The organism is Paenarthrobacter sp. 10N417, from assembly GCF_056394745.1.
This window is the reverse complement of record NZ_JBFTIL010000008.1, coordinates 81491-97285: the sequence shown is the minus strand read 5'-3', so window position 1 is coordinate 97285 and position 15795 is coordinate 81491. Positions and strand designations below refer to the sequence as shown.

Annotated in this window: 15 protein-coding genes and 1 pseudogene; 7 read left to right on the top strand and 9 right to left on the bottom strand. The window is 60.8% G+C overall.

Going from position 1 to position 15795, the window contains the following annotated elements; genetic code table 11:
* Positions 1-331: 331 nt before the first annotated feature.
* Positions 332-1012, top strand: coding sequence for a TetR/AcrR family transcriptional regulator (locus tag AC1DCM_RS12395; protein ID WP_311215012.1), 681 nt, complete (start codon positions 332-334; stop codon positions 1010-1012).
* A gap of 37 nt (positions 1013-1049) precedes the next feature.
* On the opposite strand, the gene AC1DCM_RS12390 is transcribed toward AC1DCM_RS12395, so the two are convergent.
* The 6 genes from AC1DCM_RS12390 to AC1DCM_RS12365 form a co-directional block, all read right to left on the bottom strand.
* On the bottom strand, positions 1050-1499 hold the full coding sequence (locus AC1DCM_RS12390; protein WP_477518419.1) for a cupin domain-containing protein: 450 nt from the start codon (positions 1497-1499) through the stop codon (positions 1050-1052).
* An 83-nt stretch (positions 1500-1582) separates the two neighbouring features.
* Entirely contained in the window at positions 1583-2515 is a 933-nt protein-coding gene (locus AC1DCM_RS12385) for an NAD(P)-dependent oxidoreductase (RefSeq protein ID WP_477518418.1), read from the bottom strand.
* A gap of 129 nt (positions 2516-2644) precedes the next feature.
* Positions 2645-3958 carry an MFS transporter gene (locus tag AC1DCM_RS12380; protein ID WP_477518417.1) on the bottom strand — a complete coding sequence of 438 codons (1314 nt, stop codon included), beginning with the start codon at positions 3956-3958 and terminating at the stop codon, positions 2645-2647.
* Positions 3959-4167: 209 nt separating this feature from the next.
* Entirely contained in the window at positions 4168-4542 is a 375-nt protein-coding gene (locus AC1DCM_RS12375; RefSeq protein WP_477518416.1) for a carboxymuconolactone decarboxylase family protein, read from the bottom strand.
* A complete protein-coding gene (locus AC1DCM_RS12370; protein WP_477518415.1) occupies positions 4539-6014 on the bottom strand; it encodes an aldehyde dehydrogenase in 1476 nt (491 codons plus the stop codon). Before AC1DCM_RS12370 ends, AC1DCM_RS12375 begins: the two co-directional genes overlap by 4 nt.
* 380 nt (positions 6015-6394) lie before the next feature.
* Positions 6395-6532, bottom strand: coding sequence for a hypothetical protein (locus tag AC1DCM_RS12365; RefSeq protein ID WP_477518414.1), 138 nt, complete (start codon positions 6530-6532; stop codon positions 6395-6397).
* A 1305-nt stretch (positions 6533-7837) separates the two neighbouring features.
* Here AC1DCM_RS12365 and AC1DCM_RS12360 point away from each other — a divergent pair.
* From AC1DCM_RS12360 to AC1DCM_RS12340, 5 genes and pseudogenes are all read left to right on the top strand, one after another.
* Positions 7838-8584 (top strand): annotated as a pseudogene (locus tag AC1DCM_RS12360) (MFS transporter); the annotation flags it as partial.
* 34 nt (positions 8585-8618) lie between these two features.
* Positions 8619-9059 (top strand): MFS transporter, encoded by a 441-nt coding sequence (locus AC1DCM_RS12355; protein WP_477518413.1) that lies wholly within the window; start codon positions 8619-8621, stop codon positions 9057-9059.
* A 250-nt stretch (positions 9060-9309) separates the two neighbouring features.
* Entirely contained in the window at positions 9310-10176 is an 867-nt protein-coding gene (locus AC1DCM_RS12350) for an MBL fold metallo-hydrolase (protein WP_477518412.1), read from the top strand.
* A gap of 14 nt (positions 10177-10190) precedes the next feature.
* Positions 10191-10499: a hypothetical protein gene (locus AC1DCM_RS12345; protein WP_477518411.1), complete on the top strand. Its 309-nt coding sequence runs from the start codon at positions 10191-10193 to the stop codon at positions 10497-10499.
* 434 nt (positions 10500-10933) lie between these two features.
* A complete protein-coding gene (locus AC1DCM_RS12340; RefSeq protein WP_477518410.1) occupies positions 10934-11722 on the top strand; it encodes a hypothetical protein in 789 nt (262 codons plus the stop codon).
* A gap of 104 nt (positions 11723-11826) precedes the next feature.
* On the opposite strand, the gene AC1DCM_RS12335 is transcribed toward AC1DCM_RS12340, so the two are convergent.
* The 3 genes from AC1DCM_RS12335 to AC1DCM_RS12325 all read right to left on the bottom strand — a co-directional run bounded on the left by AC1DCM_RS12335 (position 11827) and on the right by AC1DCM_RS12325 (position 14278).
* Positions 11827-12051 (bottom strand): helix-turn-helix domain-containing protein, encoded by a 225-nt coding sequence (locus tag AC1DCM_RS12335; protein WP_477518516.1) that lies wholly within the window; start codon positions 12049-12051, stop codon positions 11827-11829.
* A gap of 554 nt (positions 12052-12605) precedes the next feature.
* A complete protein-coding gene (locus AC1DCM_RS12330; RefSeq protein ID WP_477518409.1) occupies positions 12606-13355 on the bottom strand; it encodes an SDR family NAD(P)-dependent oxidoreductase in 750 nt (249 codons plus the stop codon).
* Positions 13352-14278, bottom strand: coding sequence for a fumarylacetoacetate hydrolase family protein (locus AC1DCM_RS12325; RefSeq protein ID WP_477518515.1), 927 nt, complete (start codon positions 14276-14278; stop codon positions 13352-13354). The genes AC1DCM_RS12330 and AC1DCM_RS12325 overlap by 4 nt, the downstream gene beginning before the upstream one ends.
* A gap of 184 nt (positions 14279-14462) precedes the next feature.
* On the opposite strand from AC1DCM_RS12325, the gene AC1DCM_RS12320 reads away from it, so the two are divergent.
* Positions 14463-15794: an L-fuconate dehydratase gene (locus AC1DCM_RS12320; RefSeq protein ID WP_476983086.1), complete on the top strand. Its 1332-nt coding sequence runs from the start codon at positions 14463-14465 to the stop codon at positions 15792-15794.
* Position 15795: the final 1 nt, after the last annotated feature.

Sequence of the window (15795 nt, the reverse complement as noted above, 5' to 3'; positions counted from 1 at the left end):
CGAGTGGAGCGGTGACGACACCTCCCGGGCCTGACGTCAGCGCCAACGCCCAAAGCGGGCAAGCAGCCGCCGACAAAGTCGTGCGTCCTTTACATGAGGCTCGGCGATTATGACCCCTTCGTCAGCGAGCTAGCCCAAGCACGACGCTGGCCGATTCGCTTCTTCGGTCATGGCGATCTGGGGAACATTCCCACTTACGAAGAGGCGCTAACCTTCCTCGAGGCCGTGAAGGGAGCTGGACAGCGGTAGGGGCACTCTTGAGCCACCTATCTCGGCGTGCCAGTGCTCAGACTCAACGGATTGCATACATCCACTTTGTTAGGGTGGACCTATGCCGAAACAAACCATGCGCAAGGATGCAGCGCTTAACCGGGAGCGACTTTTAGCCGCGGGACGAGAGCTCTTTGCCGAACGTGGACTCGATGCCACACTGAACGACGTCGCCCACCGGGCCGGCGTCGGGGTTGGGACCGCATATAGACGGTTTGCCAATAAAGAGGAATTGATTGAGGCGCTTTGGCTTCAACAAGTTCAAGAGCTCGAATCAATACTCCACGAAGCTCTGGCAGTGCCCGACCCGTGGGATGGCCTGGTGTTTTATCTTGAACGTTCACTCGCCGTGCAGACCAGAGATCAAGGCATGGCACAGATACTGGCGGGACGCCGCAAATCGGGACCAGAAAGGCATGACTGGCAGGGCGACCGACTGGCGCCATTGGTCAATCAAGTCGTAGAAAGAGCACATCACGGCGGTGTCCTTCGCAGCGATGTGACTGGAACCGACTTGATCTTTGCCCAGATAGGCCTGACGGCCATTTCCGGAACAGTGCGTGAGGGGACCACCGTAGCCGGGCGCCCCGATGCAGTCGAGCTTTACCGGCGGTATCTTTGGATACTACTTGACGGCCTTCGTACGTCTTCGACCGCTAACTCGACGCTGCCAGTAGCCGCTCTCAAGACCGAAGAAACACATGCGCTGCTTGGCCCCCGCACGGCCCCCACAGTTGGCTAAGTTTCGGAAGAGTGTCTCTATCAATGCGGTAATAACATCAGCCGAGTGACGAAGTGCCGCCGTCACCTTGGCTGGGCCGTGTGAAGGAAGTGCCGCGGCCAGCCTCTTGAGCGCGCAAATACTCTTCCTCGGACAGTTCGTCCTCCCAGACCACCCCAGCGAACGTCACTGCGGTGTGCATCATTGAATGTGATGAAGTTGCTCCGTGCCAGTGCCTCGTATTGGGCGGCGTCCAGACGATATCGCCGGCAGAGATTCTAATAGTCTGGTCATCATCCCCCACGAGTCCTTCACCGTGTTCAACTATCAGTAGTTGCCCACCCGGATGTGTGTGCCAGTAGGTCCGACCGCAAGGGGTGAAGAAGACTTTTCCCAGGGAGAACCCGTCGTCTTGCTGCAGCAATAAGTCCCGCCACAACTCACCGGTATATGGGCCAATTGAACGGGCGGTTGGTCCGCCATCTCCCCTACGAACGACAGTTAGCATGGTTGTTCCCTTTCACTTGATTGGCCACGGGGCCGATGAATGTGTGACGGGAGGAGCCAAGAAGCTCTTCCCTTGTGTGGTTATTAGCCGCGCGAGCCCTCAACTCCGGAGATTGATATGTGCTCCGTGCTGCGAATTTTCACACCGCATAGATCCTCAAGAATTGTGCACACTACTGGGTGATAGTTCGCTGCTCGTCCGGCTGCCCTGGCAGCCTGGTAACTCTGGTCCGCCAAGGCGCCAAATTTCAGAGGGACCTTCAGATCATCGGCCAACTCGAGAGCAAGGGCCAGGTCTTTCCTCATGAAGTCCACGGAGAACAGGTCTTGCTCGCCAAAGTCGCCCTTGAGCACGTGCTCCTTATAGTGCTTACGCATGCCATGGTTGAAGCCCACCCCCTCGATGACGGAGTCAACGAGCTTCTCCGGGTCAACACCGAACTTCACACCCAGTACGAGTGCCTCGGCATTGGCATTGATACATATGGCAAGAATCAGATTATTCACAATCTTTGCAACCTCACCGGAGCCGACGTCGCCCATATGCCGTATTTCACCTAAGGCTGCAAGAACAGGCCTGCACTTCTCCACAACGTCGTCTCTGCCGCCGACCACCAGCGCAAGGCGACCAGCACGGACGACGTGGGGACCGCCGTTCATGGGGGCACCGATAACCTCAACGTTGCGGGTGCCGAGTACGTCTGCAATCTTCCGTGTAGTCACTGGAGAGATGGTCCCCATATTCACGAAAACCGTGCCTGGACGGGCAGTCTCAATAACCCCGCCTTCGCCAATGGCGACAGCTTCCACCTGAGCCGAATACGGCAGGAACGCTAGAATCACGTCGCTTTGTCCGGCCAAGTCCTTGACCGATGAAGCCTGGATCGCTTGAGGGTGCGCCGCCATTTGTTCGATTCTGGGGTCATAAAGAACCAGGTCAAAGCCTTGTTCTTCGAGTCGACTCGCTGCGTTACCGCCCATTGCGCCAAGCCCAATTATCCCTACTTTGATATTCACGCTACCTCCAAGGTCGGACCCCACCAATGGAAGGGCATTCATCCCAGCTCGCCGTTGCGGGGCTCCGATAAGGGTCATATCGGACTTTATGACTCGCCGCCCATCCAAGTTGTTCATATATAAGAACACCTATATTTGATCACGAACAGAGGTTGTCGCATCGGCGACATTAGGATCGACTGACCCTTTCTTACTGGCCAGCGCCCGCCTCGACACACTCCGGCTCCACAAATGAACGCATACTCCCGTGGCGGCAGCCACAAAAGCTGCACCCAGGATGGCCGACGTTGTGGAGACATGGTCGGAAACCAGGCCGAGGACAAGCCCTGAAACGGGCCGCACGCCGGAGAAGGCCATCACCCATATGGCCATGATTCGTCCGAGGAATTGAGCCGGTGCTCGCTGCTGTACTACGACACCAAACGCCGTGATGCCCATCACCATACTGGCGCCGCCCAGAATAAGCATGGCTGTGGCAAATCCAAGCGACGGAACCAACCCCACCAGGGCCAATGACACCCCGAGGATGACCATGGATAAGAGCCCAACGGATTGCGGCCTCAGGAACGTGGTGAAAACTCGGTAAGTGAGGATACCTACGAGACCACCTAGACCGAATGCGCCTGTCACCCAACCTGCACCGACGGTCCCAATGCCCAGCAGGCTCCCAATGTTCGGTGCCAGCGTGACAGACGCCTCAGCCGCCGCGCTGATAGCTGCAGCAGCGCAGATAGCAGCCAGCAGGGGTTTGTCATTCCACACGTGCTTCGTTACGTCCCGCAGTCGTCGTGGACCGCCCGTGGTGATACTTGGTGTTCCAAGTCGTCGGATAAGGAGGAAAACGCTTGCTGAAACAGCACATATCCCAGCCAAAATTGCCAGCGTCAAGATCGGTCCGACCGCGGAACCGAGCCAAGCCCCAACCAAGGGACCGAGCGTTCGACCCAACGCAGAGGGAAGGAAGTTGAGGGACATGGCCGTTGCGTGTTCGTTCGGACGCGACAACCTCGGGGGTACTGCTTGCAGGGCGGCCGACGCCAACGCGATCCCAACGCCGCAGATTACTGAGGACGCCAGCAACGGCATCTCAACGGGAATGAGGTTCGCCAGTGCCGGGATTTCGAGCCAAATGGCGAGGCTGATGCTGCCGGTTCCCGCACAGAGACCACCTAATACAATGGGAATCCGCGGACCACGTTTGTCCGCCATGCTTCCGCTCAATATGGCGAGGAAGACTTGAGGCAGTAGTTGCGCAGCCAACACAAGCCCGACCCATGCAGCTGAGCCGGTGCGCTCAAACGTGAGGACAACAAAAAGCATGGTCTGCGCCCAGAACGCCGTGACCAGAATCGTCTTGCCGATGAGGGCCGAGCCAAACTCCAGGCTGAGGATCAGTTGAAGAGCATTTCGCGGGCCCTCCTGGTGCGGTTTCAAGGGGGACATTGACTTACGCCGCACGATGGGATGACCTTCTCTGATTTGTCGTGGAATATAGGGCCATGAAGCGGTTCAACGTGGAGCCAAAAACACTTGCAGGAGCAATGCAAAGTTCTCCGATGCCAGCGGTGGCAGAACACAAGTCCTGCCACCGCTTCAGCTCAATTTCTGACAGCTACCCCAGCTGGCTCGACGGAGTGGCTGGGTACCTGCTATCAGGAACTTTCCGCAAGAACCTCGCGGGCGACTTTGAATGCCGCGAGGCCGGCGGGCATCCCCGCATAAACGGCAACCTGCAACAGACACTCTCGGATCTCGGTTCGAGTAAGCCCGTTGGCAAGTCCGGCGCGGATGTGGCCCGCGAGTGCATCAGGCCGCGACATAACTGCCAGCATTCCAATGTTCAGAATGCTTCTGCTGCGCCTGTCGAGCTCCGGGCGGCCCCAGATTTCACCCCAGCAGTATTCCGTCACAAGATCCTGCATCGGACCCGAAAACTCGTCCGCCTCGGCCAAGATCTTGTCAATAACGTCATCGCCATTGATTTCACGCCGGATCCGCAGGCCCTCTTCGTAGCGATCGCCGCTCACTTACCGGTCTCCTTGAGTTCGTGTGCGAAGCCGCTAGGGAGTCCATAGGATTTTGGCTCAACGTAGGCTTCAAGACCCTCGTGGCCGGCCTCCCGCCCTATTCCGCTGTCCTTGAAGCCGCCGACAGGTGCATGGAACCCCGCGGAGTTACCGTTGATTTCAACAGTCCCGGTGCGGATCCGGGAGGCCAGAGCCAACCCGCGGTCAAGATCTCTGGTGAACACGGAACCGTTCAAACCATAGGGAGAGTGGTTGGCCAAATCCACTGCCATGTCCTCGTCGTCGTATCGCAGAACAGCGAGTACAGGCCCAAAGACCTCTTCCAGGGCGATCTTCATGTCCGGCTTGACGTCGGTGAAGACTGTGGGTTCGACAAACCAGCCACGATCCTGGACGGAGGCGCCACCACCAATGACGGCCGTGGCACCTTCGCTCTTGCCTGCCTCGATGTATCCCTGGACGACATCCCGCTGCCGTGCCGTCGCCATGGGACCGATTTGGGTGGCGGGGTCGCGGGGGTCGCCGACCGGCATGGAAGCGACAAGCGCCTGCAATCGGTCGATGAATTCGTCGTGTCGCCGGTTTGAGACAAGAATCCGTGTCTTCAGGCTGCAGATCTGTCCGCTGTTGCGCAAGGATCCCAGCCGCAGGGCCTCTACAGTTGCGTCCATATCAGCATCATCGAGGATGACTGCTGCCGACTTTCCCCCGAGTTCCAGTGTGAACCTGGTGAGGTTCTGGCCGCAGATCGAGCCCAGCCGCCTCCCCACCGCGGTCGATCCTGTGAAAGTTAGTTTGTCGATACCGCGATGGCTGACGAGATACTCGCTGACCTGCCGGCTCGCCGGCACGACGTTGAGCACACCACGCGGCAACCCTGCCTGCTCGAAGAGCTTGGCCAGTGCCAGCGTTGACAGCGGCGTCTCGGACGCAGGCTTGAGTACCATCGTGTTGCCTGTCAGAAGCGCGGGCGCGATCTTTTGGATGGCGACGGTCAACGGCACATTCCACGGGACGATCGCGGCGACAACCCCGAGTGGTTCCCTGGTTACTAGTGCATTGCCTGAGGCTGAGGTTCTGATGTCACGGAATGGGAAAGTCTCGATGAGTTCGATGTAAGCGTCAAGCAGAGAGAGCGGTGCACCCAATTGAATGGCCCTTGACTGGGTGATTGGGCTGCCCATCTCATCCGTGATGAGTGCCGCAAAGTCCTCCCGGCGGTCAGCGATGCTGCTTCTGACACGGCGGAGGATCTGGGCGCGCTCTTGGGGCGCCATGCTGGGCCAAGGCCCTCTATCGAATGCATTCCGTGCTGCCTCGACAGCCCGGTCGATATCGGCAACGGAAGCCTCCGGCACAGAACCGATAATCTCCTCAGTGGCAGGCGAGATCACATCGATACGAGCAGAGCCCGAAGACTCAATCCACTGTCCGTCGATAAAGAGGGATTCATGGGAGCGTGAAAATGTCATTGTTCCTCTAATTTCGTTAGGAATCGTCGGCCGTTGGGGCCGGCTCTCGGATAAGTGATCTACTAAGGTTTCGCCTTAGTAGAGCGGGGTCTGCTGGGCAGGGGTACGCACATTGACGGTTTATGAGACCGAATCTAGCGTTCGGTTTCGCTGCGAGAAGAGCCTCCACGCCTGTGTAGTCCGGCTGATCCTTTTGGCTGGAGATCGTATATGGAAGGCCCATTACGGTGGTGTAGCTGTTGCCATACAGCCGCTCCTCTCATCCCTCGCCTGCTCTGTCCGGGTTCACGCTAAGGGACGCAAACTTGTCCGCGTCGTACCTGTCAGTGAACCAACCCGGAGACGCGTGCATCACGACATCAGCGCTCTTCACGCCAGCCTCAAATTTCCTGGTCGAGCTTCTGGACCAGGTCGGCGCTGCCGGCGAATGTGGCCTTAACCATGATGTCCGGGTACGCCTTCTGGAAGTCAGCGACGATCCTGTCCGAACCTCCCACAGAGAAGTAGAAGTTGACCACACCTTCCTTTTGGCCGTCTCAACGATGCGGGAGCGAAGCTTCGTTCCGTGCAAGCGTGGATAGAACACTGTGGCCTCTCCTTTAAGATCGACTTAGAAATGTGCGGGCCGCCAGGAATCCTGACTCAGAAGAATCGTAATAACGTACACACGTACCGTAACCGGAACGCGAGTGTACGGTCAAGGGTGTGAGGTGGCCCATCGAAAGCATCGGCCGCCAGGAGTGGCCCAACTCGCTGCAAACGACACCTTCGGCTGGGCCTTGTCGTGGGCAGGAGGCCGATTCTCTTCTCGTCGGGCCTTTCCTTATGCCCGGCGAGCACCTGAGAAAAACGCAATATCCGGAGTGGCTGGCTAGTCACGTGGCTGCGGCGGTGAGGGCGTGCCCTACAGACCGATAAGGCGGCGTCCTGTTTGGAGCCCATTAGCCCCTCGGGCCAAAGGGGCGCGATCTGCCGCATTCAGGAACGATTGACTCACCATCCCTTTCGTAATAGCGTACAGGCATTCATAAATATGAGCGATCGGTTCTGCACGCCGGCAATGACGGCTCCCTTCCCGACGACGGCGAACAGTCTGTATGTCGTCAGCCGCCGGAGCTATAAAAGCGATCTGCGTGAGATCCGCACCTAAAAGGGAGTGAGCACCATGAGTGTTGGATACATCGGCCTAGGTCGTATGGGCCGCACGATTCATTGTGGAGCGTGGAATCGATGTCGATTCGCTCGTCGCTGAGCGCTGGAGCCCGGAAAAGGCGTCCGACGCGTTGGAACTTTTCGATAAACAGGCCTCGGGTAAGGGCGTCTTTGTGCCGTCCGGCCGTTGAGCCTGTCATGACGACCATCGTGGGTCTTACCGGCACGAAACCGCGCGGTTTAAGCAAACAACAGGAAGAACTAATGACAGCAACAGCATCCGGAATAGGGGAACACATAAAGGCTTCGAAGGGCCAACCGGATCGCGAGCCGCAGATGAGGCAGTCCGGGCCCGGCTGGCTGCCGGTTGAAGGCGAACGAGTCGAGCTTCGCCGATCGGGCCGGATCGTGCGACAAGGAACGATCGAGACTGTGATGTACGACCGGTCGAGCTTTTGGCTGGCAGCTGACGGAGTGGACACTCGTATCTTCGTTCATCTGAATGACAACGAAGTTCATCTGGATGGCGACAGAATCCAAATTTGGTCTTCAGGCAGTGGGCCTCAGCGCCCGAAGGCGTCGGTCCGGAGTACGTGTCAAAGCAACCTGCCATGACGACTAAGCCCGCTAAGGCGGCGGCGCATTGATACGCTGCCCAGTCGTTCAAACCGATGCGGGTGCCGTTAGGGGTATGCACGGTGGATTCGCTCTCGGTGCTCCGCGGGGTGCATACGGAACGCGTAGCGGAGCGCATCGGCGCGAAGCGGCTCCTCCTAGCCGGCATGGCGTTATTCGTGCTGGCGTCGATCGCCTGCGGCATCGCGCCGGGCATGGGCATGGGCATACTGATCATCGCCCGGTTCGTGCAGGGCGCGGCTGCGGCAGCGATGATGCCAGCCTCCATGGCCTTACTGAACCATGCCTACCCGGTCCCGAAAGACCGGACCCGCGCGGTAGCGATCTGGGCGATGGGCGGGGCGATCGCCTCCACCTCTGGCCCGGTTCTCGGCGGCCTGCTCACGATGGTCAGTTGGCGGCTGATCTTCTTCGTCAACGTCCCTGTCGGGCTGCTGGGCCTCTACCTGATTTTCCGGTCGATCTCCACAGCAAGGCATTCGGCACCGGTTGACTGGGTGGGGCAGATCACCGGAATCCTAGCGATGGCTGGGCTCACCTTCGGAATGATTGACGCCGGCGAGGCCGGGTTCGCCGCACCCCAGGTGATCGTCGCCCTGTCGGTTGCGGTGGCTGCTGCCGTCGCCTTCAGGCTGTTCCAGCGCCGGGCTCGGCATCGCATGGTGCCCGCGGACCTGTTCCGCAACCGCAACGCGGGCATCAGCGTCCTGATCGTTTTCGCGTTCATGGTCGACGGGCTCCCCTTCGTGATGAGCGTGGCCCTGCAACAGCACCGTGGCCTCTCCGCAATTGGACACCTGGTTGGTGTTTCTGCCGATGATGCTCACCGGGCTCTTCCTCACCCCCTTCACGCCCCGCATTGCCGAATGTATCGGCCAGAAAGCCCTTATCGTCATCGGCCTGGTCTCGATGGCGACCGGGCTAGTACTGCTCGCAGTGCTGCCTAACGCACAGCTGTGGCTGATCGCGGTCCTGATGGTCCTGACAGGGGTGGCAGGCCCTTTCGTTATGCCCCCGACCACTTCGATCCTGCTGACCAGTGTCCCGGCCCACCGCGGCGGCATCGCCTCAGGCGTGTTCAACACCAGCCGCCAGATCGGCGGAGCACTCGCCATCGCCGCCTTCGGACTCCTGTTGAACAGCACGTCCTCCCCCACTGGTGAGACTGCGAGTCTGCTTATCGCAGCCGGCGTGGCCGTGCTCACCGCAGGAGCCGCCACACTGCTGCGGATCCAGAGGCCCACGGGCAGGACATGACCATCCGGCTGCCGCTCCACTACGTTCCCGCCCATCCTGAGACCGAGCCGTTCACTGCGGTCGAGGTCGCGGACCAGACAATGATTGGTCAGTGGCTAGACGAGTCGTGGTCGATATAGACCAGCACCGGGCGAGAATGGACGCCTGAGGCCGGACCATTAAAGCCCATGCCAGTCAGCCCTCCACCCAGGTGCCCATCTCGGCAGGAAGAGTGCCCCGCTAGACCCCATGATTGACCGTAGGAGGTAGGATGAACGATCCCAAAACGTCGATACGGCGCAGCCCCCGTGGGCAGGCCATGGCTCCGACAACCATGCCGATTCGGGCTGAGGCCTTCGATGGCCCGCAGGGAACCGTCCTTTACTGGCTCGGCATGGCGGGATTTCTGATCAATGCACGGGGGACGCTGATTATGGTCGATCCGCTGCTTCAGGACTTTGACATGCCTGTGCTCATCGACTTCCCGCTCCAGGCGGCAGACGTCCCCCGGCTCGATGGGATCCTGGTCACGCATGCGGACAATGACCACTTCAGCGTGCCCACATGCACGGCCTTGAATTCAGTCACCCGGCGTTTCCACTCGACCCGCTACGTCGCCGGTCTGATGCAGGAACTGGGCATGCCCGCCGACGGTCACGGCATTGGCGATGCCTTCTCCGTCGCTGGGGTCCGGGTCACGGTCACGCCGGCCGACCATGCTTGGCAGAATGCCGCGCCTCAACCGGGGCAGCGCACTTTCCTCGATGAGGACTCGTGCGGTTTCTGGATCGAAACCGTCGACGGCGTGATCTGGGCACCAGGGGATTCACGGCTGATCCGCGACCACCATCTGACTATGCCGGCCCCGGACGCCTTGCTGTTCGATTTCTCGGACAGCGAGTGGCACTTCACCTTCGACGGTGCCGTCGAGATGGCCAATGCCTACCCCGACGCGGACTTGCTCCTGCACCACTGGGGCAGCGTGGATTCTCCCGAGTTCGCCCCGTTCAACGCCGACCCGGACACGCTCCGGGACGTCGTGGTCAACCCCGAGCGCATCCATGTACTCGCACCGGGCGAGCCTTTCCGGCTGGGCGGCGCGTCCGCACAGGCGCGAAGCAATCAGCGGTTGACGTAGCCGAGGTGGCGGCCGTGACGGTTGCCGCTGCCATTGCTGTGATCCTTCCCGAGCACGGCGCGATGGCCACCGAGGCCTGCACCCGTGGGCCAGCGGAATCTGTAGGCCCCACTCCCCAAGGTGCGACTCTCAAGGGTCGCGGCCCGATGCCGGTCAGAAAAAGTTCGTGTTCCATTGAAGTCTCCTGGCTCAGCCCGCTGGCCTTCATCGCCCTCGTGGTTCGCGCTCACTGCTCGACGACGCTCACGCCGAGCCCGAGCAGCAGCTCGACCGGGCTCGGGCAGGCGCAGCTGCCGCGCGATGAATGTCGCGCGCATGTTTGACACAAGTCGGTCGCCGCTCGAGCTTCACGCATACTCGGTTAAGGACATAGACCCGGGGGTCTATGTGAGGGGTATGTTTTTCGCTCATAAACGAGGAGAAAAGATCCCTGCTAAATCAGCACAAACAGCCCCCTCACACTGCGATCACCACATGTTCACTAACTGTCGAGTTCCGACAGCACGCGCCGGCCAAAGTCGCCGTCGAGGGTGAAGGAAAGAGCTGGTGGTGCATCCGCGTAGGTTCCCGGAACTGGAGGCTCGTCCCTGGTTCGCCGCCGCTCGGATTTCGGTGGTGGTCACAGGAGGCTCAGGGGCAGACGGCTCCGATGCCGATGCCTGCGGTTTTCCACGTAGACCAAGACGCAGCAATCGTGAAAGCTGCGCCCTATTGGCACCGCTCCAGAATTGTCGGCCAGCATCAGTAGAGTTGACCCATGATCCCGGAAGACCGCTTGATGACCGTCAGCTCCGTGCTTCAAGGCGGGTTCACTACAGACAGTGTCTCTGCCTTGGCCTCGTTTTCTGTCCCCGAGGTTCCTAGTTGGATCACAGACATTACTGCAACCACACCCGGCTTCGGCTTGTCGCTGGAGAAGCTTGGCTTAGACGCAACGAAGTTGGTGGATTCCACTGCCATATCGTCGATTGCTAGTGCCGCACTCCTTGGCGACAACTACATGAGTGCGATGGAAAAACTTGGCCTGGACTCGATGAAGTCCTTGGACAAGCCGTTCGCGGGGCTGGACTCAGTCCTAGGCTCAGGACTGGATATGGGCAGCCTGTTCAAGTCCGACATGGTATTCGAGAATTCACTAGCTGCTCTAGGGGCATCTGTGGCCTCCTCGATCGACACGAACTTCATGCAGGATCTTATAGATCAAGCTGACATGTTCAAGGCAGAGATCGAAGCCCTTGACATCGATGACCGAGCAGACGAACTATTCAATGCGCACCCAGGGCTCACGGAATCCATTGAACATCTTCCAATGCTTCTGAGCCTCTCTCAGGAGAACCGCAACCTGGTCATCTGGTTCGTTCGCATAGCAGTGACTCTCTATGTCACCTGCCTCATCCTGAACGTGAGTATGGAGAATGCGGACCTGGCGGCAATCGTGGGCGCGGTGGGTTTGAGCGGGCCGACGGCGGGGATGACAGCTGGCAAAGGTGCCAAGTATCTCCTGGACAAGATTCCGACTGAAGGACAGCAGCCCGACCAGGATTAATGCGCGTTCTAAGCCGACGCTTCCTCGTCACAACGGTCATTGGCCAGCATGCACTTTCGCAAGGAGAAATGCGGCCACGGCGAGCAGTCCGTACTGCGCGCTGTCTACTCGACAGTCCCAGACTCCGCGTCATCAAGGAGGTCGCCGGCGGCAATCCGTTCAGCTGTCCGCCGGTACGCTTCGGCGATGTAATCTTCCAGATCCTGAAGGCCAATGCGCCACAGGCCGCGGCCGCCGACCTGAATTGCGCGCAGCTCTCCACTGCTGATCAGGCCCCGGATGAGGCTCGACTTCACGTTGAGCTCTTCGGCTGCCTGCTCGACTGTCAGGAAGCGCCGCTTTGTGGGTTCGTCTGTCGCCGGTTCATCCTATGTATGGGCTGGCCGATACTGACTAGTCCTTCTGCCGGTGGCCGCGAACCCGGATGACCCCGACGACCCCGCCCAGAGCGAGCGGGAATGCTTGGTTCGCCGCCGCTCGGATTTCGGTGGTGGTCACAGGAGGCTCACGGGCAGAGCGCTCCGATGCCGTTACCTGCGGTTTTGCACATAGACCAAGACGCTTCTACCGGCAGCCGTTCGCCGATGCTGCACTGAAGGCATGCTCAGCTACGAAGACATTATCCTGCTCGGAGAGGAACGGGTCCTCGTCATCCAGAAGCACGAGCAGGGCCGCTGCTGGTGCGGCCTGAGACGAGCGGCCTCGATCGCTAGGTGGCCAGATCAACCGAGATTCTGGCCAACAAAACTGAGACGGGACAGAAGTAGAACCACCGCTACAGCGCCTCTCCCCCAGCTCAGGCCGACGAAACGTGCATTATCGCGTCCCGATCTCCGTCCATGAACGCGCGTGTGGACGGTGTTGCGTTTCATCGGCCGGAAGCCTAGGTGGCTGATCGGAGGCGAAGCCCCTGCATCCCGCCGTCCACAGCTAGGGAAGTGCCGGTCGTGGAACCCGACAGGGGGCTGGCAAGGTACGCTACGGCGCCCGCAACCTCGGCGGCGTTCACCATGCGACCTTGCGGCTGGCGGGCGTTAAGCGCGACACGTTCAGCTTCGGGGTCCGCTGCCGAGTCCAGGAGGCGGCCCACCCACGGCGTATCCACGGTGCCGGGGTTCACGCAGTTCACGCGAATGCCCTCGCGGACGTGGTCGGCCGCCATCGCCAGCGTGAGCGACGACACCGCGCCTTTCGACGCGGAATACAGTGCGCGCTGCGGGAGCCCGGCTGTCGCCGCGATGGAGCATGTGTTCACGATCGCCGCGGCGGGCGAGTTCCGCAAGTGCGGGAGGCTGGCGCGGCTCACACGCACGATTCCCAGCACGTTGACGTTGAAAACCCGGTGCCATTCGGCGTCGTCGTTGGCCGTGACATCCCCTTGCGCGCCGATGCCGGCATTGTTGATAACTACATCCAGTCTCCCGAAGTGCCGGACGGCCGCGTCGACGGCGGCACGTACTGAGGCGTCGCTGGCGACGTTGCATTCGGTGCCGAAGTGCGGGGTTCCGGACGGGTTGAGGTCCAGCACGGCAACCTTCGCCCCGCCCGCGGCAAGGCGGTCAGCAATGGCGGCGCCGATGCCGGACGCACCCCCGGTTACGATGGCGGCCAGGCCCTCGAACTCGTCGGTCATCGGAGATCCCTTCCAGCACGGGCCGTGATGGATGCGACGGGCTCGGAGCCCTGGGCAGCCGCCCGGTAGAATTCCTGGCGTTGCCGCCCAAGTCCTTCAATCTCGAGTTCGACGACGTCGCCTGGCCGGATGTAGGGGAAGCGGCCGGACAGCGCCACACCCTCAGGGGTACCCGTGAGGATGACGTCGCCTGGTTCCAGCAGCATGTATTGGCTGACATGGTGCACCAAAGTGGATGCATCGAAGATGAGGTCGGCGGTGTTCGAGTCCTGGCGAGGCTCGCCATTGACCCACGAGCGCAGCCGCAGCGCCCCGGCGTCGAGCTCGTCCGCCGGAACCAGCCAAGGTCCCAGCGGAGTGGACGACGGCAGTGACTTGCCCTTGGTCCACTGGCCGGCTGCGCCCGGCAGCTGGTAGTCCCGCTCGGAGAGGTCGTTCGCTACGAGGTAGCCTGCGATGCACTCCATGGCATCCTCCGCCGAGGAAAGATATGACGCTTCCTTGCCGACCACGATTCCGAGCTCCACCTCCCAGTCGTACTTCTCCGACGACGGCGGGATGGGGGCGGCATCGAACGGGCCGGCCACAGTGTTGGACGGCTTGAGGAACACGACAGGGATTTCTGGCGGGGCTGACCCGGACTCGGCTGCGTGCGCGGCATAGTTCATGCCAATGCAGACCACCGACCCGGGGCGAGTGATCGGCGCTCCCATACGGAGGCCTTTCGCGGAAATGGCGGGAAGTTCGCCGGATTCCAGGGCTTCGCGGGTGCGGGCGATGCCGCCGCTGGCGAGGAAGCCGCCGTCGATATCCGCGGTCAGCGCCGCCAGGCTGAAGTACTGATCGACGCCGTGGGCGTCCTGTGCGATGACTGCCGGCTGTTCGTATCCGGCCGGTCCTATGCGGGCAAACTTCACGGGAATTTCTCCTCTAACATCCGAACTTTAGCTGTATTTCTCCGATCAATACTACGCAAAAGTGCGCCATTGACAAGCCATACATCCGATGTTTAGGGTTGGGTTCAGACTTCAATACGCATGGCCCCCAATACCGACCCTCCGACGAAGGATGAGGCAGAGGCAGGGCCGAAGCAAAGCAAGGAGCAGCATGAGCATTATCACTGCAGTGGATACCTTCGATGTCCGCTTTCCCACATCCCAGGGGCTGGACGGCTCGGACGCCATGAACCCGGATCCCGACTACTCGGCGGCGTACCTCATCATCCGCACGGATGCACAGGACGGCCACGAAGGCCACGGCTTCGTCTTCACGATCGGCCGCGGCAATGAAGTGGAGGCCGCGGCCATCGAAGCACTGCGCCATCACATCCTGGGCCGGGAAGCGGAGGAACTCCTCGGCGACATGGGGGCCACGTGGAAGCTGCTGGTCCACGATTCCCAGCTGCGCTGGCTTGGACCGGAGAAGGGCGTGATGCACATGGCGATCGGCGCCGTGGTCAACGCACTGTGGGACCTTAAAGCCAAGCGTGCGGGACTTCCGCTGTGGGATCTGCTGTCCCGCATGAGCCCGGAAGAGCTCGTGTCCCTCGTCGACTTCCGGTACATTACGGACGCACTGACTCCGGAGGAAGCGTTGGATATCCTGCGCCGCGCGGCACCGGAGAGGGAAGAGCGCCGTGCCGGGCTTCTCATCGAGGGCTACCCGGCATACACGACAACGCCGGGCTGGCTCGGATACAGTGACGAGAAACTCGCTCGGCTGGCCAAGGAAGCCGTGGCCGAAGGATTCACGCAGATCAAGCTGAAAGTGGGCGCCTCCCTGGAGGATGACATCCGGCGCGTCCGGATCGCCCGGGAGACGGTGGGCCCGGATATCAGGATCGCCGTGGACGCCAACCAGCGCTGGGATGTTGCCGAAGCGATCGAATGGGTGGGGCACCTGGCGCACTATGACATCGCCTGGATCGAGGAGCCCACCAGCCCTGACGACATCCTGGGTCACGCCGCTATCGCGAAGGCGCTGGCACCTATTGCCGTAGCCACCGGGGAGCACGTCCAGAACCGCGTGGTCTTCAAGCAGCTGCTCCAGGCCGGGGCGGTTGACGTTGTGCAGATCGATGCCGCGAGGGTGGCCGGTGTCAACGAGAACATTGCCATCCTGCTCCTCGCTGCGAAGTTCGGGGTGCGCGTCTGCCCGCATGCAGGCGGCGTGGGGCTGTGCGAAGCCGTGCAGCACCTGTCAATGTTCGACTTCGTGGCGGTCTCCGGAACCAAGGACGGCAGAATAATCGAGTTCGTCGACCACCTCCACGAGCACTTCGTCACTCCCGTTGACGTCCACGACGGCCGCTACTGGCCCCCATCCGCCCCTGGCGCCGGCAACGAAATGCTCAGCCAGGCCCTGACCCACTACAGCTTTCCCGGCGGTGCAGCCTGGGCCGCGGCCCCATCAGCGCTCGTCAGCCTCACCTCATCGTAAA

Coding starts and splice junctions, on each gene's coding strand:
- AC1DCM_RS12390 (WP_477518419.1), bottom strand. CDS start 1,499: ATGCTAACTGTCGTTCGTAGGGGAGATGGCGGACCAACCGCCCGTTCA.
- AC1DCM_RS12395 (WP_311215012.1), top strand. CDS start 332: ATGCCGAAACAAACCATGCGCAAGGATGCAGCGCTTAACCGGGAGCGA.
- AC1DCM_RS12340 (WP_477518410.1), top strand. CDS start 10,934: ATGATCCCGGAAGACCGCTTGATGACCGTCAGCTCCGTGCTTCAAGGC.
- AC1DCM_RS12355 (WP_477518413.1), top strand. CDS start 8,619: ATGATGCTCACCGGGCTCTTCCTCACCCCCTTCACGCCCCGCATTGCC.
- AC1DCM_RS12320 (WP_476983086.1), top strand. CDS start 14,463: ATGAGCATTATCACTGCAGTGGATACCTTCGATGTCCGCTTTCCCACA.
- AC1DCM_RS12330 (WP_477518409.1), bottom strand. CDS start 13,355: ATGACCGACGAGTTCGAGGGCCTGGCCGCCATCGTAACCGGGGGTGCG.
- AC1DCM_RS12380 (WP_477518417.1), bottom strand. CDS start 3,958: ATGTCCCCCTTGAAACCGCACCAGGAGGGCCCGCGAAATGCTCTTCAA.
- AC1DCM_RS12350 (WP_477518412.1), top strand. CDS start 9,310: ATGAACGATCCCAAAACGTCGATACGGCGCAGCCCCCGTGGGCAGGCC.
- AC1DCM_RS12370 (WP_477518415.1), bottom strand. CDS start 6,014: ATGACATTTTCACGCTCCCATGAATCCCTCTTTATCGACGGACAGTGG.